At 62.6% G+C, this 19,202-nt stretch carries 22 protein-coding genes and 2 pseudogenes; 5 read left to right on the top strand and 19 right to left on the bottom strand.

Translation table 11 applies throughout. The annotated features are described in order from the left end of the window. Positions 1-22: 22 nt before the first annotated feature. From coxB to HV796_RS17680, 4 genes are all read left to right on the top strand, one after another. On the top strand, positions 23-706 hold the full coding sequence (gene coxB / locus HV796_RS17695) for a cytochrome c oxidase subunit II (RefSeq protein ID WP_246355909.1): 684 nt from the start codon (positions 23-25) through the stop codon (positions 704-706). Next, the gene (gene ctaD / locus HV796_RS17690) at positions 703-3,240 is read left to right on the top strand and encodes a cytochrome c oxidase subunit I (protein WP_175227783.1); all 2,538 of its coding nucleotides are present in this window, start codon (positions 703-705) and stop codon (positions 3,238-3,240) included. The genes coxB and ctaD overlap by 4 nt, the downstream gene beginning before the upstream one ends. Beyond that, positions 3,237-3,575, top strand: a complete 339-nt coding sequence (locus HV796_RS17685) for a hypothetical protein (RefSeq protein ID WP_175227782.1) — start codon at positions 3,237-3,239, stop codon at positions 3,573-3,575. The genes ctaD and HV796_RS17685 overlap by 4 nt, the downstream gene beginning before the upstream one ends. 168 nt (positions 3,576-3,743) lie before the next feature. Then, positions 3,744-5,069, top strand: coding sequence for a ferredoxin reductase family protein (locus tag HV796_RS17680; RefSeq protein WP_175227781.1), 1,326 nt, complete (start codon positions 3,744-3,746; stop codon positions 5,067-5,069). A 185-nt stretch (positions 5,070-5,254) separates the two neighbouring features. Here the strand turns inward: HV796_RS17680 and HV796_RS17675 are convergent, their stop codons facing one another. From HV796_RS17675 to HV796_RS17650, 6 genes are all read right to left on the bottom strand, one after another. Beyond that, positions 5,255-5,788: a ClpXP protease specificity-enhancing factor gene (locus HV796_RS17675; protein ID WP_175227780.1), complete on the bottom strand. Its 534-nt coding sequence runs from the start codon at positions 5,786-5,788 to the stop codon at positions 5,255-5,257. A gap of 65 nt (positions 5,789-5,853) precedes the next feature. Next, complete coding sequence (locus HV796_RS17670; protein ID WP_006052302.1) at positions 5,854-6,465, bottom strand: glutathione S-transferase N-terminal domain-containing protein; 612 nt, start codon at positions 6,463-6,465, stop codon at positions 5,854-5,856. Between the two features lie 106 nt (positions 6,466-6,571). Then, positions 6,572-7,327 carry a cytochrome c1 gene (locus HV796_RS17665; protein WP_175227779.1) on the bottom strand — a complete coding sequence of 252 codons (756 nt, stop codon included), beginning with the start codon at positions 7,325-7,327 and terminating at the stop codon, positions 6,572-6,574. A 24-nt stretch (positions 7,328-7,351) separates the two neighbouring features. Continuing rightward, positions 7,352-8,737: a cytochrome b gene (locus HV796_RS17660; RefSeq protein WP_175227778.1), complete on the bottom strand. Its 1,386-nt coding sequence runs from the start codon at positions 8,735-8,737 to the stop codon at positions 7,352-7,354. Next, entirely contained in the window at positions 8,738-9,355 is a 618-nt protein-coding gene (gene petA / locus HV796_RS17655) for a ubiquinol-cytochrome c reductase iron-sulfur subunit (RefSeq protein WP_175227859.1), read from the bottom strand. Between the two features lie 264 nt (positions 9,356-9,619). Next, positions 9,620-10,366: a Nif3-like dinuclear metal center hexameric protein gene (locus HV796_RS17650; RefSeq protein WP_175227777.1), complete on the bottom strand. Its 747-nt coding sequence runs from the start codon at positions 10,364-10,366 to the stop codon at positions 9,620-9,622. 20 nt (positions 10,367-10,386) lie between these two features. Between HV796_RS17650 and HV796_RS17645 the strand changes: the two genes are divergently transcribed. Continuing rightward, entirely contained in the window at positions 10,387-11,598 is a 1,212-nt protein-coding gene (locus tag HV796_RS17645; RefSeq protein ID WP_175227776.1) for a Do family serine endopeptidase, read from the top strand. A 140-nt stretch (positions 11,599-11,738) separates the two neighbouring features. Here HV796_RS17645 and tatC read toward each other — a convergent pair whose 3' ends face one another. From tatC to hisB, 13 genes and pseudogenes are all read right to left on the bottom strand, one after another. Beyond that, entirely contained in the window at positions 11,739-12,527 is a 789-nt protein-coding gene (gene tatC / locus HV796_RS17640; protein ID WP_175227775.1) for a twin-arginine translocase subunit TatC, read from the bottom strand. A 34-nt stretch (positions 12,528-12,561) separates the two neighbouring features. Continuing rightward, a pseudogene (gene tatB / locus HV796_RS45845) lies at positions 12,562-12,720 on the bottom strand (Sec-independent protein translocase protein TatB); the annotation flags it as partial. A 116-nt stretch (positions 12,721-12,836) separates the two neighbouring features. Then, positions 12,837-13,113, bottom strand: a pseudogene (tatB, locus tag HV796_RS45840) (Sec-independent protein translocase protein TatB); the annotation flags it as partial. A 61-nt stretch (positions 13,114-13,174) separates the two neighbouring features. Further along, on the bottom strand, positions 13,175-13,417 hold the full coding sequence (gene tatA, locus HV796_RS17630) for a Sec-independent protein translocase subunit TatA (protein ID WP_175227773.1): 243 nt from the start codon (positions 13,415-13,417) through the stop codon (positions 13,175-13,177). A gap of 160 nt (positions 13,418-13,577) precedes the next feature. After that, on the bottom strand, positions 13,578-13,943 hold the full coding sequence (locus HV796_RS17625) for a histidine triad nucleotide-binding protein (protein WP_175227772.1): 366 nt from the start codon (positions 13,941-13,943) through the stop codon (positions 13,578-13,580). Positions 13,944-14,024: 81 nt separating this feature from the next. Then, positions 14,025-14,420 (bottom strand): DUF4870 family protein, encoded by a 396-nt coding sequence (locus tag HV796_RS17620; RefSeq protein ID WP_175227771.1) that lies wholly within the window; start codon positions 14,418-14,420, stop codon positions 14,025-14,027. A gap of 69 nt (positions 14,421-14,489) precedes the next feature. Next, positions 14,490-14,858, bottom strand: coding sequence for a phosphoribosyl-ATP diphosphatase (locus HV796_RS17615; RefSeq protein WP_175227770.1), 369 nt, complete (start codon positions 14,856-14,858; stop codon positions 14,490-14,492). Beyond that, the gene (gene hisI / locus HV796_RS17610; protein ID WP_175227769.1) at positions 14,855-15,265 is read right to left on the bottom strand and encodes a phosphoribosyl-AMP cyclohydrolase; all 411 of its coding nucleotides are present in this window, start codon (positions 15,263-15,265) and stop codon (positions 14,855-14,857) included. The genes HV796_RS17615 and hisI overlap by 4 nt, the downstream gene beginning before the upstream one ends. Position 15,266: 1 nt before the next feature. After that, positions 15,267-16,040, bottom strand: a complete 774-nt coding sequence (hisF, locus tag HV796_RS17605) for an imidazole glycerol phosphate synthase subunit HisF (protein ID WP_175227768.1) — start codon at positions 16,038-16,040, stop codon at positions 15,267-15,269. 193 nt (positions 16,041-16,233) lie between these two features. Further along, positions 16,234-16,986 carry a 1-(5-phosphoribosyl)-5-[(5-phosphoribosylamino)methylideneamino]imidazole-4-carboxamide isomerase gene (gene hisA / locus HV796_RS17600; protein WP_175227767.1) on the bottom strand — a complete coding sequence of 251 codons (753 nt, stop codon included), beginning with the start codon at positions 16,984-16,986 and terminating at the stop codon, positions 16,234-16,236. Between the two features lie 166 nt (positions 16,987-17,152). Continuing rightward, the gene (gene hisH, locus HV796_RS17595; RefSeq protein ID WP_175227766.1) at positions 17,153-17,794 is read right to left on the bottom strand and encodes an imidazole glycerol phosphate synthase subunit HisH; all 642 of its coding nucleotides are present in this window, start codon (positions 17,792-17,794) and stop codon (positions 17,153-17,155) included. Between the two features lie 32 nt (positions 17,795-17,826). Beyond that, positions 17,827-18,447, bottom strand: a complete 621-nt coding sequence (locus HV796_RS17590; RefSeq protein WP_175227765.1) for a YchE family NAAT transporter — start codon at positions 18,445-18,447, stop codon at positions 17,827-17,829. Positions 18,448-18,564: 117 nt separating this feature from the next. After that, positions 18,565-19,152, bottom strand: coding sequence for an imidazoleglycerol-phosphate dehydratase HisB (gene hisB / locus HV796_RS17585; RefSeq protein WP_175227764.1), 588 nt, complete (start codon positions 19,150-19,152; stop codon positions 18,565-18,567). Positions 19,153-19,202 lie beyond the last annotated feature (50 nt).

Raw genomic sequence — 19,202 nt, 5'->3', positions numbered from 1 at the left:
AAGCCATCATAGTGCGTGGCGTGTGCCGGTCCAAGCCGGATCGCTCGCGGCGCTGTCCGGCTGCGCCGGTCCGCTCTCGACGCTGTCGCCGTCCGGGCCCGCTGCCGCTTCGATCGCCGCGCTATGGTGGGTGATGCTGACCGGCGCGGCCGTGCTGTTCGCGCTGGTGCTCGTGCTGTTCTTCCTTGTGATGCGGCGACCGGGCTGGGGCTCGGGCGTGTCGCCCGCGCGCTGGGTCGTGCTGGGCGGGCTCGTGCTGCCCGCAATAGTCCTGATTCCGCTGATCGGCTATGCGCTCTATGCCGGCGAACGGCTGCTGCCGCTGCCGGGCCGCACGACGCCGCCGCGCATCGAAGCCATCGCGCAGCAATGGAGCTGGACCTTCCGCTATCCCGATGCGGGCGGGCTCGAAACGAAGAACGTGCTGCAACTGCCGGCCGGCACGCCTGTCGACATCGTGGTCACGAGCCAGGACGTCGTGCATGCGTTCTGGGTCCCGCGCCTTGCCGGCAAGATCGACGCGATCCCCGGCCATGAGACGCACCTGCGCGTGCAGGCCGATCAGCCGGGCCAGTACGAAGGGCTATGCAACCAGTTCTGCGGATTCGGCCACGCAGGGATGCACTTCACGGTGATCGTCGATCGTCCTGAAGACTTTTCCGCCGCCCTCAAAGAGGCGGCCTCCGCCGCGGAGGTGAAAAAATGAGTGTGCCCGTCGAGCCTCCGTCACAGCGCATGAACGCGCTGCGGCTGCATCGCCAGCTGGCCGCGATATGGGCCACGGGGCCCGGCGTGCAGCGGCTCGCCGCAGTGAACCATAGCGTGATCGGCATGCGCATGATGATCACGTCGTTCGTGTTCTTCGCGATCGCTGGCATTCTCGGCATGTTGACGCGCGTGCAGCTCGCTAGCCCGCGTGCGACCTTCATGGATGCGGAGACCTACAACCAGGTCTTCACGATGCATGGCTCGATGATGCTGTTCCTGTTCGCGATTCCGATGGTGGAGAGCTTCGCGGTCTATCTCACCCCGAAGATCCTCGGCACGCGCGACTTCGCCTTTCCACGGCTCACGGCTTACGGATACTGGTGCTACCTGTTCGGCGGCACGATCCTGACCGTGGCGCTTATCATGCATGTCGCCCCCGACGGCGGCTGGTTCATGTACACGCCGCTCAGTTCCAACGTCTATACGCCGGGCATCAACGCCGACGTCTGGCTGCTCGGCGTCACGTTCGTCGAGATCTCGGCGCTCTCGCTTGCGATGGAGATCGTCGTGTCGATCCTCAAGATGCGCGCGCCGGGTATGTCGCTGGACCGCATGCCGATCTTCGCGTGGTACATCCTCGTGACGGCCATGATGATGATCGTGGCCTTTCCGCCGCTGATCCTCGGCTCGATCATGCTCGAGGTCGAGCGCGCCTTCGGCCTGCCGTTCTTCGACCCGCGCCGCGGCGGCGACCCGCTGCTGTGGCAGCACCTGTTCTGGCTGTTCGGCCACCCGGACGTCTACATCATCTTCCTGCCGATGGCGGGCGTGCTGTCGACCATCATCCCCGTGTTCGCGAGGCGGCCGCTGGTTGGCTACCGGACCATCGTCGTCGCGATCATCGCGCTTGCGTTCCTGAGCTTCGGCATCTGGGTGCACCACATGTTCACGGTCGGCATTCCGCATCTGGCGCTTGCGTTCTTCTCGGCGGGCTCGGCGATCGTGGCGGTACCGACCGCGATCCAGTTCTTCGCGTGGCTCGCCACGCTGTCGCACGGCCGGCCACGCTGGGATGTGCCGATGCTGTACATCTTCGGCTTCTTTTTCGTGTTCACCGCGGGCGGGCTGACCGGCGTGATGCTCGCGATCGTGCCGTTCGACTGGCAGGCGCACGACACCTATTTCGTCGTCGCGCATATGCACTACGTGGTGGCCGGCGCCCTCGCGTTTCCGATGCTGGCGGCGTTCTATTACTGGCTGCCGCTGCTGACCGGGCGCACCGCCGTGTACAAGCTGTCACTGCCTGCCTTCTGGCTCGTCTTCATCGGCTTCAACATGACGTTCTTCCTGATGCACCTGACCGGCCTGCTCGGCATGCCGCGGCGCATCTTCACCTACAGCGGCGAGGAAGGCTGGAACGGGCTTAACCTGCTGTCCTCGGTAGGTGGCTTCATCATGACAATCGGCTTTGCGCTGGTCGCGATCGACATCATCGTGCAACTGCGCTTCGGCCGACGCGTGCGGCGCAATCCGTGGGATTCGACGACGCTGGAGTGGGCCATGCAGATTCCTCCCGCGCCCTACGCGTTTGCGTCGCTCCCGCGCGTCGGCACGGAAACGGATGGCATCGGTGCGGGCCAACTCGCCGTGTCCCTGGCGCGCGGCGAAGGTTATCTCGGTTTTACACGCAACGGCTGGCAGGAAACGCTGGGCGTGCACATGACGTCGGGCGAGCCCGAACAGCTGATCGTGCTGCCGAACCCGACGTACCTGCCGCTTTTCACCGCACTCATGACCGGCGCCGCAGTGCTCGCGATGCTCTTCAAGTTCTATCTGCTGGCCGCGGCGCTCGCCGTCGCGACGCTCGGCATGTTCGTCTTCGCCGGCCAGAGCGCGGGACTGCCGCGTGACTATGGTCCGCTGCCGGTCGGTCGTGGCGTCAGCGTGCCGCCGCATACCGAAGTGGCCAACGCACCGTCCTGGCTGGCGCTTGTCTGTGCGCTGGTCGCGAACGGCACGCTGTTCACGTCGCTGATATTCGGCACGTTCTATCTCTGGATCGCCGCGCCCAACTGGCCCGCTGCCGTGACGCCGCAGCCGAGCAGCCTGCTCGCATTCGTCACGGTCGTAGGGCTCGCCGTCGCGGCGGCGGCCGCGCGCGGCTCGCTGCGCAGCGCCGCGGCGGGCAGCAAGCCGCACGGCTGGATCGCGCTCGCCGCGCTAGCGCTGGTCGTGGCGCTTGCCGCCGATGTCTCCCTGATCGCCGGTGTCACGCCCAGTCCGCGCGAGCATGCGCTTGGTGCGACAGCCGCCGCGTTGCTCAGCTATGTCGCGCTGCACGCCGGTATCGGACTGCTGTTCCTTCTCAGCAACCTGCTGCGCTTCGGTGCGGGCTTCATCTCGCCGCGCCGGCTGACCGACCTGCGCCTGTCGCGTGTGTGGCTTGACTACACGACGGTGACCGCGATCATCGCGCTCGGCCTCGTGCTTGCGCTGCCCGGACTCGTTGCGATGCTGGGGGCACGGCCATGAACGGACACCCGCTCCCGCCGCGGCGTCTGTGGTGGCTGGCCGTTGGCTTCACGATCTGGTGTCTCGCGCTCGTGATCCTGTACGCACTGCACGCGATCGGTTGCGCGTTCGGCTGGTCGACGGGTCCGTTGCGCCTGAGCCTCGCGATCGTGCTGCTCGTGCATCTCGTCGCGATCGGCTGGCTGTGGCGCTATCGCGCCACCGCGAGGCGCGACCCTGGACCGGAGCCCATCAGCACGTTTCTGCGCACCGTCGTCATCTGGACCTTGATAGCGGCCCTGGCCGCCACCGTCATCACATTCGGGCCCGCGCTGCTGTTGACTACCTGTATCTGAAGCAGCGCCGGGCGACGCGGTGCATGGAGGACCTGCGGCGGATGGCCGTGGCGAGCGGATCAGCCTGTTCGCGAGAGCCGGCGCCGCGTAGGCCGTCCGTACGCGGAAAACGAGGACCCAGCTGGACCAAAGGTGGCCCCAATTTGCTGCCGGAATAGAGGGGATTTCATGCGGTATCGCGATTTCGTGCGCAAGGCCATCTGGTCTGCCATCTATCTGCTGTTCATTCTCGCCCCGCTGTTCGCGCTGCTCGCGGGCGATCTGCCGCCCGCCCGGAATTTCGGCACCGAGTTCTCGGTCGCGCTCGGCTACTCCGGTCTCGCGATGATGGGGCTGCAATTCGGCCTCACCGCACGTTTTCGACACGTGACCGAACCGTGGGGCGAGGACGTCATCTATCACTTCCATCGACGTGTCTCGCTGCTGGCCGTCGGTCTCGTCGTGGTGCATCCGCTGATCCTGATCGCCATCCGCTCGGAATCGCTCGCGATGCCGGACTCGATCTGGGATATCCCTTGGGGTGCCCGCTTTGCCGTGCTGTCGATCGGTGCGCTCATCGTGCTCGTGGTGACGGCCCTGTGGCGCAAGCAGCTGAAAATCCGTTACGAAATCTGGCATCTGTCCCATATCGTGCTCGCGCTGACCGCGATCGGCGCGGGCATGCTGCATATGGTCGGCTGGGGCTTCTACCTCGCCGATCCGCTCAAGCGAACCCTGTGGATCGGCATGACGATCTTCTGGATCGCGTTGCTGCTCTATGTGCGCATCATCAAGCCGGTCTTCATGCTGCGGCGGCCCTATCGCATCGTCGAGGTGCGCATGGAGCGCGGCGACACGACGACGCTCGTCATGCGGCCCGAAGGGCACGCGGGGTTCCGCTTCAAGCCGGGCCAGTTCGGCTGGCTGACGCTATGGGCTAGCCCGTTCCGCATTACCGGGCACCCGTTCTCGTTCTCGTCGAGTGCCGAGGCGCCGGATGGGCGCGTCGAAATGACGATCCGCAATCTCGGCGACTTCACGAGCGCCGTCAAAACGGTCACGGCCGGGCAGCGCGTGTATCTCGACGGCCCGTATGGGGCGTTCACGATCGGCAACCCGACCGATATGCACGTGCTGATCGCAGGCGGCATCGGCATCACGCCGATGATGAGCATGATCCGCACGCTCGCCGACCGCGGCGACAGGCGTCCGCTGGTGTTGCTCTATGGCGGCAAAGACTGGGAGTCGCTTACGTTCCGCGACGAGCTTGACGCGCTAAGGACGCGGCTCGACCTGAAGATCGTCTATGTTCTCTCGAATCCGCCCAACGCCTGGACGGGAGAAACGGGCCGCATCAACGCAGACGTCTTCAGGCGTCACCTGCCGCCCGAGTACACCGACCACGAGTACTTCATTTGCGGGCCGGATGTCATGATGGACGCGATCGAAACCGCGCTGGGCAAGATGAAAGTGCCGATCGCCCGGTATCATTCCGAGCGCTACAGCTTCGTGTAGGAGAAGTCGCCATGCGCCGCTTGCTAGCTGATCGCCTGGTGGTTGCCACAGGTGTGATTGTGGTTGTGCTCGCGCTCGTGTTCGCATTCGTGCGAGTGCTTGCATCGCACTGAACGGGAGGAAGAACCGGCGCCTCGTATGCCTGCCGGTTCTGTCTGTTGCACGAACGCCGCCCGGTAGAACCTCTATTTCACGACCTTGAGGTGACCCCGTCCACCTTTGGCGCCGTCATCGTCCGGACGCGGGTCCCCGTCGGTCTGCGCGTCGGACTCGGATTGCGCACGGGTTTGCGCGCCACCAGCATGGTCCGCATCCGGCTTCGCCGCGGCCTGCTGCGCAGGGTTATCGACGGCCTCGGCCGGCAGATGATCGGCGTCGGCTTCTGAATCGGTCGCCTCGCCGCCCGCCGAATCCACCGGAAACGCCATGCCCTGTCCGTTCTCACGCGCGTAAATGGCCAGCACGTTCGCCACCGGCACTTCGATCTTATGCGACTTGCCGGAGAACCGCGCGCTGAACTCGATCCAGTCATTGCCCATCTGCAACTGGCTGGTCGCCTCGAAGCTGATGTTCAGCACGATTTCGTTGTCGCGCACGAATTGACGCGGCACACGTGTCTGATTGTCGACCCGCACCGCGATATGTGGCGTATAGCCGTTATCGGTGCACCACTCGTACAGCGCACGCAACAGGTACGGCTTCGTGGAAATTTCTTGCATCAACAGTCCTCATGCCGGGCGGGCGGCCGCGGCAGCGGTGTCGCGGCGCTCGCCCTCGCCCAAACTCAACGGCGCATCACCTTTTCCGACGGCGTCAGCGCTTCGATATAGGCCGGACGGCTAAAGATACGTTCGGCGTATTTCATCAGCGGCGCGGCGTTCTTCGACAGCTCGATTCCATAGTGGTCGAGGCGCCACAACAGCGGCGCGATCGCGACGTCGAGCATCGAAAATTCTTCGCCGAGCATGTACTTGTTCTTCAGGAAAATCGGCGCAAGTTGCGTCAGACGGTCGCGAATGGCGAGGCGCGCTTTCTCATGATTCTTTTCGGCTGCCTTGCCCTTCTCATTTTCAAGCGTGCCGACATGCACGAACAGTTCCTTCTCGAAGTTGAGCAGGAACAGGCGCGCGCGGGCGCGCTGCACCGGATCGGCCGGCATCAGTTGCGGGTGCGGAAAGCGCTCGTCGATGTACTCGTTGATGATGTTTGATTCATACAGGATCAGATCACGCTCAACGAGAATCGGCACCTGCCCATACGGATTCATCACCGCGATGTCTTCCGGCTTGTTGAACAGGTCAACGTCGCGGATTTCGAAATCCATGCCCTTCTCGAACAGCACCAGCCGGCAACGCTGGGAGAATGGGCACGTAGTGCCGGAGTACAGAACCATCATTTTTACGTTTCCTCAAAAAGCTGAAGGGCCAGCACGCGGAAAAGCCGTCACACAGTTTCCCCGTGCGGTTTTTCCTTGCGCCAGCCCCACACCCGCTACGGTGTGTTTATTTGATATCTTTCCAATACGCGGCGTTCAGTCGCCAGGCGAAAAAGCTCAACAGACCGAGGAACAGAAGCACCCACACACCGAGCTGCTGGCGGAACTTCTGGGTCGGCTCGCCCATCCACGACAGATACGCGACAAGATCGGCCACAGCCGAATCATAATCTACCGGCGACATCGTCCCCGGCGTGACCTGCTGGTAACCGGCGAACGTGCGCACCTTTTCCCCGGTCCGCTCGTCGGTTTCCTCCTCGAACTTCGCGGTGCGCTCGCCCTGCAACTGCCACAGCACATTCGGCATGCTCACATTCTCGTACACGAGATTGTTCCAGCCGGTCGGCCGCGTATCGTCGCGGTAAAAGCCGCGCAGGTACGAATAGAGCCAGTCACGGCCGTGCGCCCGCGAGATGACGGAGAGATCCGGCGGCGCCGCGCCGAACCACGCCTTCGCGTCGTCCGGGCGCATCGCGATCGACATCGTGTTGCCGATCTTGTCCGTCGTGAACATCAGGTTTTGCTCGATTTCCTTCTGCGAAATGCCGAGTTGCTGCAGCGCGCTGAACCGCACCAGGTTCGCGGAATGGCAACCCATGCAATAGTTTACAAAGATTTGCGCGCCATGTTGCAACGAAGCAAAATTGTCCGCGTTATCCGGCGCCCGGTCGAGCGGAATATTTTCCTGCGCAGTAACCGGAGCGGCCGCCAGCCCACCCAGCGTCGCGCCAATCAGCGCGAGTATCGAAAGTAGTCTTTTCATGTTCGGGTTCTCCTCGCGTGGCATTCAGTGGGGTTTGAACCGCACTCGTTCGGGCGGCTGCTTGAAACGGCCAAGCGGTGTCCAGAACGGCATGCCGAGGAAAAACGCGAAGTAGACCAGCGCGCAGATCTGCGCGATCAGCGTGGCCGCCGGTGACGGTGGCCGCGTGCCGAGGAACCCGAGCGTCAGGAACGCCAGCACGAAGATCGCGTAGAAGACCTTGTGAAACAGCGGCCGGTAGCGGATCGACTTGACCGGCGACCGGTCGAGCCACGGCAGGAAGAATAGCGACACCACCGCGCTGCCCATCACGACCACGCCCCAGAACTTCGATTCGGTGAAGTGCATCGCGAGCACGACCAGCACCGCGAGCACCGGCAAGCCGACGCGCCATTTGCCGCGCGCGCGGGCGAGCGCGAGCAGACCGAGCAGCACGACGACGATCATCAGCACGATCTTGAAGGGATCGGTGGTCGCGCGCAGCATCGCGTAGAACGCGGTGAAGTACCAGACCGGGGCGATTTCCGGCGGTGTCTGCAGCGGATTGGCCGGCACGAAGTTGTTGGCTTCGAGGAAATAGCCGCCCATTTCCGGCGCAAAGAAGATGATCGCCGCGAACACGATCAGGAAGATGCACACGCCCATGAAATCGTGCACCGAGTAGTACGGGTGGAACGGAATGCCGTCGAGCGGAATGCCGTTCTCGTCCTTTTTCGCCTTGATCTCGATGCCGTCCGGGTTGTTCGACCCGACTTCGTGCAGCGCGACGACATGCGCGATCACGAGGCCGATCAGCACCAGCGGAATCGCGATCACGTGGAACGCAAAAAAGCGGTTCAACGTGACGTCGGACACGACGTAGTCGCCGCGAATCCACAGCGACAGGTCCGGGCCGATAAACGGAATGGCCGAAAAGAGGTTAACGATCACCTGCGCGCCCCAGTACGACATTTGCCCCCACGGCAGCAGGTAGCCGAAGAACGCCTCGGCCATCAGGCACAGAAAAATCGCGCAGCCGAAGATCCACACCAGTTCGCGCGGCTTGCGGTACGACCCGTACAGCAGCCCGCGGAACATATGCAGATACACGACCACGAAGAACATCGACGCGCCGGTCGAGTGCATATAGCGGATCAGCCAGCCCCACGGCACCTCGCGCATGATGTATTCGACCGATGCGAACGCGAGCGTTGCGTCGGGCTTGTAGTTCATCGTGAGGAAAATGCCGGTGACGATCTGGTTGACCAGCACGAGTAGCGCGAGCGAACCGAAGAAGTACCAGAAGTTGAAGTTCTTCGGTGCGTAGTACTCGGAAACGTGAGCCTTCCACGTCGACGTCATCGGGAAGCGCCGGTCGATCCAGCCGACAAGTCCGGACGTGTTCTCCACATCTTTTTCGGTCGTCGCCATTTACGCTTCTCCTTTCTCGTCCTTGCCGATCACGAGCGTGTCGCCCACGAACATGAAAGGCGGGATGTCGAGGTTCTGCGGCGCAGGTTTATTCTTGAAGACGCGGCCGGCCAGGTCATACGTCGAACCGTGGCACGGGCACAGGAAACCACCTGGCCAGTCGTCCGGAAGATTGGGCTGCGCGCCCTCCTGGAAACGCGGTGTCGGTGTGCAACCCAAGTGGGTGCACACCGCTACGGCAACGAGAATGTGCTTGCGTTCGGGCCGTGAGCGGAACTCGTTCTTCGCGTACTCCGGCATCGGCATCGAAAACGGATTGTTGGAATGCGGGTCGGCGACTTCGTTGTCAGCCTTCTGCACGTCGGCCAGCATCCGGTCAGTGCGGTTGAGAATCCACACTGGCTTGCCGCGCCACGCGACCGTCATCATCTCGCCGGACTTCAGATTGCTGATATCGACCTGGACCGGCGCACCCGCTGCTCTGGCCCTTTCGGATGGTGCAAATGAACTAACAAAGGGTATTACGGTGGCGACTCCTCCGATGCCACCTGTTACGGTCGTCGCGATCAGCCAGGTACGACGGCTGCCGTCGACGCGTCCATCTTCCTTGTCTCGCATCACACGCCCCACTTCTAAGTTGGATTTTTTTCCTTCCGTCGCTTCTACCGCCGCTAGTTTGCTCGAATGGAGTCGCCATTTACAAGGCCCGATAACCAAAAACCGCACGAAGTTATTGATAAATCAGGGTATTCCCGCACAGTTTGCAAACATTTTAGCGATGCGGATTTAAGTATTTCCTTCGTTTTGTATTTACCCGCTTTGCATGCGGCGTGATGCGCCGCTTCGCATGTTTTTGACTGCTTCGGACTGGTTTTGTCGCAACTAGACCGGATTATGAATATCGATAAAGAGGTGCTCGAGATTAAACGCCTCGGACAGGTGCGAACCGAGCGCCTGCACACCGAAGCGCTCAGTCGCGTGGTGCCCCGCGGCCGCGAACGCGACGCCGCTTTCCGCCGCCATATGCGTGTTCTGCTCGGAAATTTCGCCAGTCAGGTAGACGTCCGCGCCGGCGTCGATCGCGGCGTCGAAATAGCCCTGCGCGGCGCCGGTGCACCATGCGACGCGACGCAGTTCCTGGTCCGGATCGCCGAGCACGAGCGGCGTGCGGCCCAAGGTTTGCTCGACCTGTGCCGAGAAATGCGCGAGCGTGATCGGCATCGGCAGCGTGGTCATCCAGCCGATGTCGTTGTCCCCGAAGCGCGCGTCGCCGATCAGGCCCAGTTTCGCGCCAAGCTGCGCGTTATTGCCGTAGACCGGATGGTCGTCGAGCGGCAGGTGATACGCGAACAGGTTAATGTCGTTCGCCAGCAGCAGTTTCAGGCGGTGGTACTTGCGCCCGGTAATCTGCGGCGCTTCGTTGCGCCAGAAGTAGCCGTGATGCACGAGCACCGCGTCCGCGCCCCACTCGTGCGCGGCCTCGAGAAACGCCAGCGACGCGCTCACGCCGGTTGCGATTTTCTCGACCTTGCGGCGCCCTTCGACCTGCAGTCCATTCGGGCAATAGTCCTTGAACCGTGAGGCTTCGAGAACGTTGTTCAAGTACAATTCCAATTCGATCCGATCCATATAAACCTCTAATTTTCCAGATGCTCAGACGCTTTTGGCTGTTGTTCGCCCAGGCGGTGACGGTACTGCTCGCGCTGATGTTCATCATCGCGACACTCAAACCGCAATGGCTGCAGCGACAAGGGCAATTCGGCAAGCAGCTTGCCGAACCGATCGTCGCGCTACGCGAAGTGGCGCCGGGGATCGGCAGCGGCAAGCTGGAGAGTTCCTATGCCGACGCCGCCCAGAAAGCCATGCCCGCGGTGGTCAACGTATTCTCCAGCAAGGACGGATCGCTCCCGCCCGACCCGCGCGCGAAAGACCCGCTCTTCCGCTACTTCTTTGGCGACCGTAACCGCCGCCAGCAGGAGCAACCGGCCGCGAATCTGGGCTCAGGCGTGATTGTGAGTTCGGAAGGCTACATTCTAACGAACCAGCACGTCGTGGACGGCGCGGATCAGATCGAAATCGCGCTCGCGGACGGCCGCACGAGCGAAGCGAAGGTCATCGGCGTCGATCCGGAAACCGATCTGGCGGTGCTGAAGGTCAATATGACCAATCTGCCGACCATTACGCTTGGCCGCATGGACCAGACGCGCGTCGGCGACGTCGTGCTCGCGATCGGCAACCCGTTCGGCGTCGGTCAGACCGTGACGATGGGCATCGTCAGCGCGCTCGGGCGCAACCACCTCGGCATCAATACCTTCGAGAACTTCATTCAGACCGACGCGCCGATCAATCCCGGCAACTCCGGCGGCGCGCTGGTCGATATTCACGGCAACTTGCTCGGCATCAACACGGCGATCTATTCCCGCTCGGGCGGCTCGCTCGGCATCGGCTTTGCGATTCCCGTGTCGACCGCGCGCAGCGTGCTGGAAAGCATCATCACCACCGGCACGGTCACGCGCGGCTGGATCGGCGTCGAGCCGCAGGATGTGACGCCTGAAATCGCCGAATCGTTCGGGCTTGAGCAGAAGACCGGCGCGATCGTCGCAGGCGTGCTGAAGGGCGGCCCGGCGGACAAGGCGGGCATCAAGCCCGGCGACATTCTAGTTGGCGTGAATGGCCAGGATATTACCGATACGACGCGTCTTCTGAACGTGATCGCGCAAATCAAGCCCGGCACCGGTGCGAAGGTGCATCTGGTGCGCAAGAACAAGGAACTGGATCTGACGGTGATGATCGGCAAACGCCCGCCGCCGCCGAAGCAGTCGCCATCCGATGACGAGGATCAGGGCGACGACGGCGGCTAAGGCGCCGCGGGCTGGGCGGGTGCGGCTCCGCAGCTGCGGGTGATGCAGGGACGGCTACGACGGTGAGTTTGAGTTGCAGGCGGCCCAATGTGGCACAGAGCGGGCTCGCAGTGGACACATAGCGGGGGCAACCCCGCGCGTCACGGAGCCGCGTTGCCTTCGCCCTCTTTCGCGGCTTCCACAGCCGGCTTGTTGACAAAGAACCGCGCCGCGATGATGCCCGCCTCGTACAACACAATCAGCGGGACCGCGAGAATCAGCTGCGAAAACACGTCCGGCGGCGTCACGACCGCGGACACGATAAACGCGCCGACCACCACATACGGGCGAATCTGCTTGAGCTTTTGCACCGTCAGCACGCCCATGCGCACCAGCAGCACGACGACAATCGGCACCTCGAACGTAACGCCGAACGCGAGGAACATCGTCAGCACGAAGCTCAGGTAGTTGTCGATATCCGTGGTCATTTCCGCGCCCAGCGGTGCGTTGTAGTGCGCCATCACACGGAAGATGGTCGGAAACACGACAAAGTACGCGAACGCCATGCCGCACAGGAATAGCACGTAGCTGCTGCTAACGAGCGGCATCACGAGCTTTTTCTCATGCTGATAGAGCCCTGGCGCCACGAATGCCCAGATCTGGTACAGCACGATCGGCAGCGCGATCACGAACGCGACGAGCATCGTCACTTTCATCGGCACGAAGAACGAGCCGGTGACGTCGGTGACGATCATCTTCCCGTCCTTTGGCAGGTTCATCATCAGCGGCCGCGCGAGCAACCGGAAAATGTCCGGCGCCCAGTAGACGAGCCCCACGAACACGACAATCACCGCAATGCCGGCGCGGATGATGCGATTGCGCAGTTCGACGAGATGGGAGATGAAGGTCTCTTCAGTGCCTTCGTTCTGGTTGTGCTGGGGGTCGCTCACACCGGCCCTCGGTAGGAGATGGATTCACGAGTGATCAGAAGAAGCGCGTCATGCGCCGCATGCTGACTGGCTTGTGGCGCGCCACGCGCGCAGCGCCCGATTGTACGTGCGTACGGCGCGCTGTTGCACGCTTGTACCACGTCGGTGTGGCGGTTTGCTTAAGGCGCCAGTTCTTGCGCTTCGGCGCGCTATAGGATGACCGGGACGTGCCAAAGCCGTTCCATGACGACGACGCGTCGCTCGATGCCGCCGTGCCGCCAGGCTCCGCTCCGCTGCCCGCGATGCTCGGCGAAACGGACGTTCCCGCTTTCCACGCTTCGTTCAGCTCGGTTTCCTGCTTGCGCAGATTGTCGTGAATCGTGGTTTCGACGTTCTGCGCGGCCGTTTCGAATTCGCTCTTCATCCGGCGCAGCTCGTCGAGCTCGATTTCACGCGTGACTTCGGCCTTCACGTCGTTGATATATCGCTGCGCACGGCCGAACAGCGCACCCGCCGTGCGCGCAACGCGCGGCAGCCGCTCAGGGCCGAGCACGACCAGCGCGACTACGCCGATCAACGCCATCTTGGTGAGGCCGAGGTCCAGCATCGAATGGGCTTCCCGTCAGTGCGCCGTTTGCAGGGGTGTTAACTCGGGTCCAACGCGCGATTTAGCGCGAGTCACCCGGTTGCGTAGCTTTTTCCTTCGCGTCGACGTCAATCGTCCCCGCACGCGGCAATTCGCGTTGCTGCGCCTGCGCGTCGGCGGGCGCGTCTGGGTCCTTCATGCCTTCCTTGAAGCCCTTCACCGCACCGCCCAGATCGCTGCCGATGTTGCGCAGCTTCTTCGTGCCGAACACCAGAGCGACGATCAGCAGAACGATCAGCCAATGCCAAATGCTAAACGAACCCATGAAAACTCTCCTTGTCTCCCGTCGCCCACCGACGTGAAGAAAAACACTTGGGCCTTGCGGCCCGAATCGAAGCGCGGGCGCTTCGTCCCATCGTTGCTTTTCGCATCCGTCACCGTCGCGCGGCCCGTTAGTATCGCTGCCGAACGGTTATGAACATATGTCACCCCATGCGTAACCACGGGCGCGGACCGGCAAGCAGGTGCGCATGCAGGTGATAGACCTCCTGACCGCCACCCGGACCGGTATTGATTACCGTGCGGAAGCCCGTTTCGCCGCCTGTGTACGCAACCCCAAGCTTGTCCGCAAGACGCGCGACCAATACAAGCATTCTACCAAGCAGAGGGGCATCGCTTTCGTGGCAATCGGTCAGCGTCGCGATATGTTTGCGTGGGATCACCAGTACGTGCGTATCGGCGGCCGGACGGATGTCGCGGAACGCGACGAACTCGTCGTCTTCATGCACTCTGGTTGACGGAATCTCGCCCGCGGCGATCTTGCAGAAAAGGCAGTTCGGATCGTGGCTCATGGTCTTCCCGACTCTCTCCCGTTACTTCCCGGTTTGGCTTGTTGCGCGACTGCGGTTACGAGGGCTGGCCGGTGCTGGCCGTCAGAACCACGCGCGCGGATTCTGCAACGGCTTATTGTCGTACAGATATAGCCAGCCTTTGATGATACGGTACAACGTCCAGATCGCGACAGCCCAGAGAATGGGTACGCCGATCAGCACGATCAGCAGCGCCACGCCGATCAAATGGCCGACCAGACCCATCCAGAACGTGCGGATCTGCCATTCGAAATGGGCCTCGTAGGGCGTGCCGACCGTTTCGCCCCGCTTCAGGTAGTTGATGATGATCGCGACCAGCACGGACACGCCGCCCGTCAGCCAGTAGACCGCATAGAGCGCATACAGCACGTGCGTCAGTGTGCGCAGGCTGCGCTGCCGGTCGATTTCGACCGCGCTCTGATACGACGGCGGCGGATATCCGCTGTGCGACTGCTCCATGTTTCATCCTCCTTCAGGGGCGACCCAACGCATGGTTGTCCGGCATCGTCGCGCGCGCTGCGGCGCGCGTCAGTCGCCGTTCTGCTCGCGATCGCGGCTCTTGCGCAGCGCCTTTTCCTCGATTCCGGACAGGCCTTCGCGCCGCTCCAGTTCGGCAAGCACATCGGCCGGGCTCAGCCCGAAATGCGACAGCGTCACGAGACAATGAAACCACAGATCGGCCATCTCGTAGACCAGGGCTTTCGATTCGCGGCCGTGCCGCACGTCCTTCGCGGCGAGCACCACTTCGGTGGCCTCTTCGCCGATCTTTTTCAGTATCGCGTCGTCGCCCTTATGGAAGAGGCGCGACACGTACGAAACATCGGGATCGCCGCCCTTGCGGCTGTCGATGATCGCGGCAAGGCGCAGCAGCGTGTCATGCAAGTGTGGTTGCGTCATTTGTAGATATGTTCGGGATCTTTCAGTACCGGATCGACGGCGACCCACTCGCCTTCGTCGATCGAGCCTTCGAATTTCTGGAAGAAGCACGAATGACGGCCCGTGTGGCAAGCGATGCCGGACACCTGCTCGACCTTGAGCAGCACGACATCTTCGTCGCAATCGAGGCGCACTTCATGGACGTGCTGTACGTGGCCGGACTCCTCGCCCTTGAACCACAGCCGCTGGCGTGAACGCGAGAAATACACCGCGCGGCCGGTCTCGACCGTCTTCGCGAGCGCCTCCCGGTTCATCCATGCAAACATCAGCACGTCGTTCGTCGCGAACTCCTGCGCGATCACCGGCACGAGTCCGTTCGCGTCCCATTTGACCTTGTCGAGCCAGTCGACACCCGAAGCGTTCACCACGTCACAACCTCACTGAAATGCCCTGATCGGCCATAAAGCGCTTGGCTTCGCCGACCGTGTGTTCGCCATAGTGGAAGATGCTGGCGGCCAGCACCGCGTCCGCGTGGCCGTCCTTGATACCGTCGGCCAGGTGCTGCAGCGAGCCGACACCGCCCGATGCAATCACCGGCACCGGCACGGCGTCCGATACCGCTCGCGTCAACGCGAGATCGAAACCGCTCTTGGTCCCGTCGCGGTCCATGCTGGTCAGCAGAATCTCGCCAGCGCCGAGTTCCGCCATCTTGCGCGCCCATTGAACGGCGTCGAGACCCGTCGGCTTGCGCCCGCCGTGCGTGAATACTTCCCAGCGCGGCGGCTCACCGTCGGCCGACACGCGCTTCGCGTCGATCGCGACAACGATGCACTGCGAGCCGTACTTGTCCGTTGCATCGCGCACGAGCTGCGGATTCGCGACCGCCGACGAGTTCATGCTGATCTTGTCCGCACCGGCATTGAGCAGACGCCGCACGTCTTCAACCGCGCGCACGCCGCCGCCGACTGTCAGCGGGATGAACACCTGCGACGCGACCGCTTCGATGATCGGCAGGATCAGATCGCGCTGGTCCGAAGTCGCGGTGATGTCGAGAAACGTAAGCTCGTCGGCGCCTTGCCCGTCGTAACGGCGCGCGATCTCGACCGGATCGCCGGCGTCGCGCAACTCGACGAAGTTCACGCCCTTGACGACGCGCCCGGCGGTCACGTCCAGACAGGGGATGATGCGTTTAGCTAAAGCCATGATGGTGCGCTTACGTGGTGTAGCGGGTGTGCCGCGCGTGCCGTGCTGCGAAACCGTACCGCACGCTGCTGTGTGCCGGGACAACGACGGCGCTCAATGAACAATGAAGGAAGGAAGGAGTGCATCGGTGCGGCGGATGATACGCCACCTGAGCCTGCGCAGCCTGCCGTGCCGAGCGTTCAAACTTCATCCCTCAGGCGTCGTCCGATTCGCGCAGCCGGTCCGCATGCGTCTGCGCGGCGGCGAAGTCCAGGTCGCCCGAGTAGATCGCACGGCCGCAGATCACGCCCTCGACGCCTTCGTCTTCCACCTCGCACAGCGCCTCGATATCGCTCAGGTTCGACAGACCGCCGCTCGCGATCACCGGAATCTTCACCGCACGCGCGAGACGTACCGTCGCCTCGATATTGATGCCCTGCATCATGCCATCACGGCCGATATCGGTGTAGATGATCGATTCACACCCGTAGTCTTCGAACTTGCGCGCGAGATCCGCCACTTCATGGCCGGTCAGCTTGCTCCACCCATCCGTGGCGACCTTCCCGTCTTTCGCGTCGAGACCGACGATGATGTGGCCGCCGAACGCGGTGCACGCTTCAAGCAGAAAGCCCGGATTCTTCACCGCCGCCGTGCCGATGATCACGTATTCGAGGCCGTCGTCCAGATAGCGCTCGATCGTGTTCAGATCGCGAATGCCACCGCCTAGCTGCACCGGAATCTCGGCGCCGACTTCTTCGATAATCGCGCGAATCGCCTCTTCGTTACGCGGCTTGCCGGCGAACGCGCCATTCAGGTCGACGAGGTGCAGGCGCCGCGCGCCACGCTCCAGCCAATGCCGGGCCATTGCCGCCGGCTCCTCGGAAAATATCGTCGCCTGGTCCATATCGCCCTGTTTGAGGCGAACACATTGACCGTCTTTCAGGTCGATGGCGGGGATCAGCAGCATAGCAATCGGGTGATATCTGGGAAGAAGGTTGATGTTCGGCCGGCGCGAAGCCTGCGGCGGTGCCGCGCCGGACCGTTCCGCTAGTTTAGTACAACTCTTTCGGCGGCCTTGCTAATGTCAAGGGGCAACCGCGACCGCTCGGGCCCGCCGGCGAAGATGGCATCGTTCATGGATTCCAGTGCACGAAATTCCGGTATACACGCAAGCCCGCGTCCGCACTTTTTTCCGGGTGGAATTGGGTCGCGAAAAGGTTGTCGCGCGCCACCGCCGACGTGAACGGCACACCGTAGATAGTTTCGCCGGACGTATGTGCTGCATTGTCGGGCACCACATAGTAGCTGTGCACGAAATAGAAGAAGCTGCTGTCCGGCACGCCGTCCCACAACGGGTGCGACTGCGCCTGACGGACACGGTTCCAGCCCATCTGCGGCACCTTGAAGCGCGAGCCGTCGTCCTGCACCTGGCCGTCCAGCTCGAAGCGCACGACTTTGCCCGGCAGCAGGCCGAGACCGCGGGTGTCGCCCTCGGCGCTCCAGTCGAACAGCATCTGCTCGCCGACGCAAACGCCCATCAGCGGTTTGGTGCGCGACGCCTCAACCACCGCATCCTGTAAGCCGGACTCGCCGAGCGAGCGCATACAGTCCGGCATCGCACCCTGGCCAGGCAGCACGACGCGGTCGGCCGCGCGGATCGCCTCGGGCCGGTCGACAATCGCCACATCCGCTTCGGGCGCCGCTTTCTTCAGCGCCTGCGCAACCGAGCGCAGATTGCCCATTCCGTAATCCACAATTGCAATCGAGGTCTTCATTTCACAACCGAGGTTTGCACTTCAACAGGTTTTTATTTCAGGCTAGGCAGCAGCGCCTTCAGGCCGTCGACAATGAACTCCACCGCCAGCGCCGACAGCATCAAACCCATCAGACGCGTACCGATATTGATACCGGTGCGACCCACCCAGCGGGCGATCGGTTCAGCCAGACGCAGCGACGCGAAGCAGATTGCCGCGAGCACCGCGCCGATACCGATCAGACTAACGCGGTCGTACCAGTGGTGAAAGCTAGCCGAATAGACGATGACCGTGCTGATCGAACCCGGTCCGGTCAGCAGTGGGATTGCGAGCGGCACGACCGCAATGTTGTCCTTCGACTCGGCTTCGTAGCGCTCCTCGGGCGTCGAACGGGCATTGCCGATTTGCGCGTTGAGCATGCTGATCGCCATCAATAGCATGATGATGCCGCCGCCGACTTCGAGCGAGCCCACCGAAATGCCAAAAAAGCTGATGATCTGCTTGCCGCACAGCGCTGTGACCGCAATCACGCAGAACACCGAAACCGATGCGATACGAATCGTGCGCCGCCGCTCCGCCTCGGACTGCTGTGCGGTCAGGCTCAGGAAAAACGGCACGGCGCCGACCGGGTTGATCAGCGCAAGCAGCGAAATAAACGACTTGAGGATATCCATCGCAACCCGGGCACCCGTGGACGCAGCACCGGTTCGGTTGGTCGGTTCGGCGCCTGCTGCGCATTCGCCTGACACGTCAAACAGGTACTGCTCCGGGAATCGGCGCCGAAATAAGCGTCAGAGACTGCCCTTGGTCGACGGAATCTGCCCCGCCGCGCGTTCGTCGAGTTCGACCGCCATACGCAGCGCACGACCGAATGCCTTGAAGACCGTTTCCATCTGATGATGAGCATTCAGGCCGCGCAGATTGTCGATATGCAGTGTGACGCCCGCGTGGTTCACGAAGCCGCGGAAAAATTCGATCGACAGGTCAACGTCGAACGTGCCGATCCGCGCGCGCGTGAACGGCACGTGGAATTCGAGGCCCGGGCGACCGGAAAAGTCGATCACGACACGTGACAGCGCCTCGTCGAGCGGGACATACGCATGGCCGTAGCGCCGGATGCCTTTCCTGTCGCCGACCGCTTTCGCGACGGCCTGGCCCAGCGTGATGCCGACGTCTTCGACCGTATGGTGGTCGTCGATATGCGTGTCGCCATGCGCCTCGATGTCCAGATCGACCAACCCATGCCGCGCGATCTGGTCGAGCATGTGGTCAAGAAACGGCACGCCGGTAGCGAGCTTTTGCTGGCCGGTGCCGTCCAGGTTGATCTTCACACGGATCTGCGTTTCGCTGGTGTTGCGAACGACTTCCGCAAGGCGCATGACAATTCCTCGAAGCTTGCTTGAAAGGTAAGGTGGGGAAGCGGGCCGTT

Source organism: Paraburkholderia humisilvae (genome assembly GCF_902859855.1).
In the GTDB taxonomy this organism is placed as follows: domain Bacteria; phylum Pseudomonadota; class Gammaproteobacteria; order Burkholderiales; family Burkholderiaceae; genus Paraburkholderia; species Paraburkholderia humisilvae.
The sequence above is the reverse complement of the archived record's forward strand: the minus strand, read 5'-3'. Positions and strand labels throughout refer to the sequence as shown.

Coding starts and splice junctions, on each gene's coding strand:
- ctaD (WP_175227783.1), top strand. CDS start 703: ATGAGTGTGCCCGTCGAGCCTCCGTCACAGCGCATGAACGCGCTGCGG.
- HV796_RS17685 (WP_175227782.1), top strand. CDS start 3,237: ATGAACGGACACCCGCTCCCGCCGCGGCGTCTGTGGTGGCTGGCCGTT.
- HV796_RS17680 (WP_175227781.1), top strand. CDS start 3,744: ATGCGGTATCGCGATTTCGTGCGCAAGGCCATCTGGTCTGCCATCTAT.
- HV796_RS17675 (WP_175227780.1), bottom strand. CDS start 5,788: ATGCAAGAAATTTCCACGAAGCCGTACCTGTTGCGTGCGCTGTACGAG.
- HV796_RS17670 (WP_006052302.1), bottom strand. CDS start 6,465: ATGATGGTTCTGTACTCCGGCACTACGTGCCCATTCTCCCAGCGTTGC.
- HV796_RS17665 (WP_175227779.1), bottom strand. CDS start 7,327: ATGAAAAGACTACTTTCGATACTCGCGCTGATTGGCGCGACGCTGGGT.
- HV796_RS17660 (WP_175227778.1), bottom strand. CDS start 8,737: ATGGCGACGACCGAAAAAGATGTGGAGAACACGTCCGGACTTGTCGGC.
- petA (WP_175227859.1), bottom strand. CDS start 9,355: ATGCGAGACAAGGAAGATGGACGCGTCGACGGCAGCCGTCGTACCTGG.
- HV796_RS17650 (WP_175227777.1), bottom strand. CDS start 10,366: ATGGATCGGATCGAATTGGAATTGTACTTGAACAACGTTCTCGAAGCC.
- HV796_RS17645 (WP_175227776.1), top strand. CDS start 10,387: ATGCTCAGACGCTTTTGGCTGTTGTTCGCCCAGGCGGTGACGGTACTG.
- tatA (WP_175227773.1), bottom strand. CDS start 13,417: ATGGGTTCGTTTAGCATTTGGCATTGGCTGATCGTTCTGCTGATCGTC.
- HV796_RS17625 (WP_175227772.1), bottom strand. CDS start 13,943: ATGAGCCACGATCCGAACTGCCTTTTCTGCAAGATCGCCGCGGGCGAG.
- HV796_RS17620 (WP_175227771.1), bottom strand. CDS start 14,420: ATGGAGCAGTCGCACAGCGGATATCCGCCGCCGTCGTATCAGAGCGCG.
- HV796_RS17615 (WP_175227770.1), bottom strand. CDS start 14,858: ATGACGCAACCACACTTGCATGACACGCTGCTGCGCCTTGCCGCGATC.
- hisF (WP_175227768.1), bottom strand. CDS start 16,040: ATGGCTTTAGCTAAACGCATCATCCCCTGTCTGGACGTGACCGCCGGG.
- hisA (WP_175227767.1), bottom strand. CDS start 16,986: ATGCTGCTGATCCCCGCCATCGACCTGAAAGACGGTCAATGTGTTCGC.
- hisH (WP_175227766.1), bottom strand. CDS start 17,794: ATGAAGACCTCGATTGCAATTGTGGATTACGGAATGGGCAATCTGCGC.
- HV796_RS17590 (WP_175227765.1), bottom strand. CDS start 18,447: ATGGATATCCTCAAGTCGTTTATTTCGCTGCTTGCGCTGATCAACCCG.
- hisB (WP_175227764.1), bottom strand. CDS start 19,152: ATGCGCCTTGCGGAAGTCGTTCGCAACACCAGCGAAACGCAGATCCGT.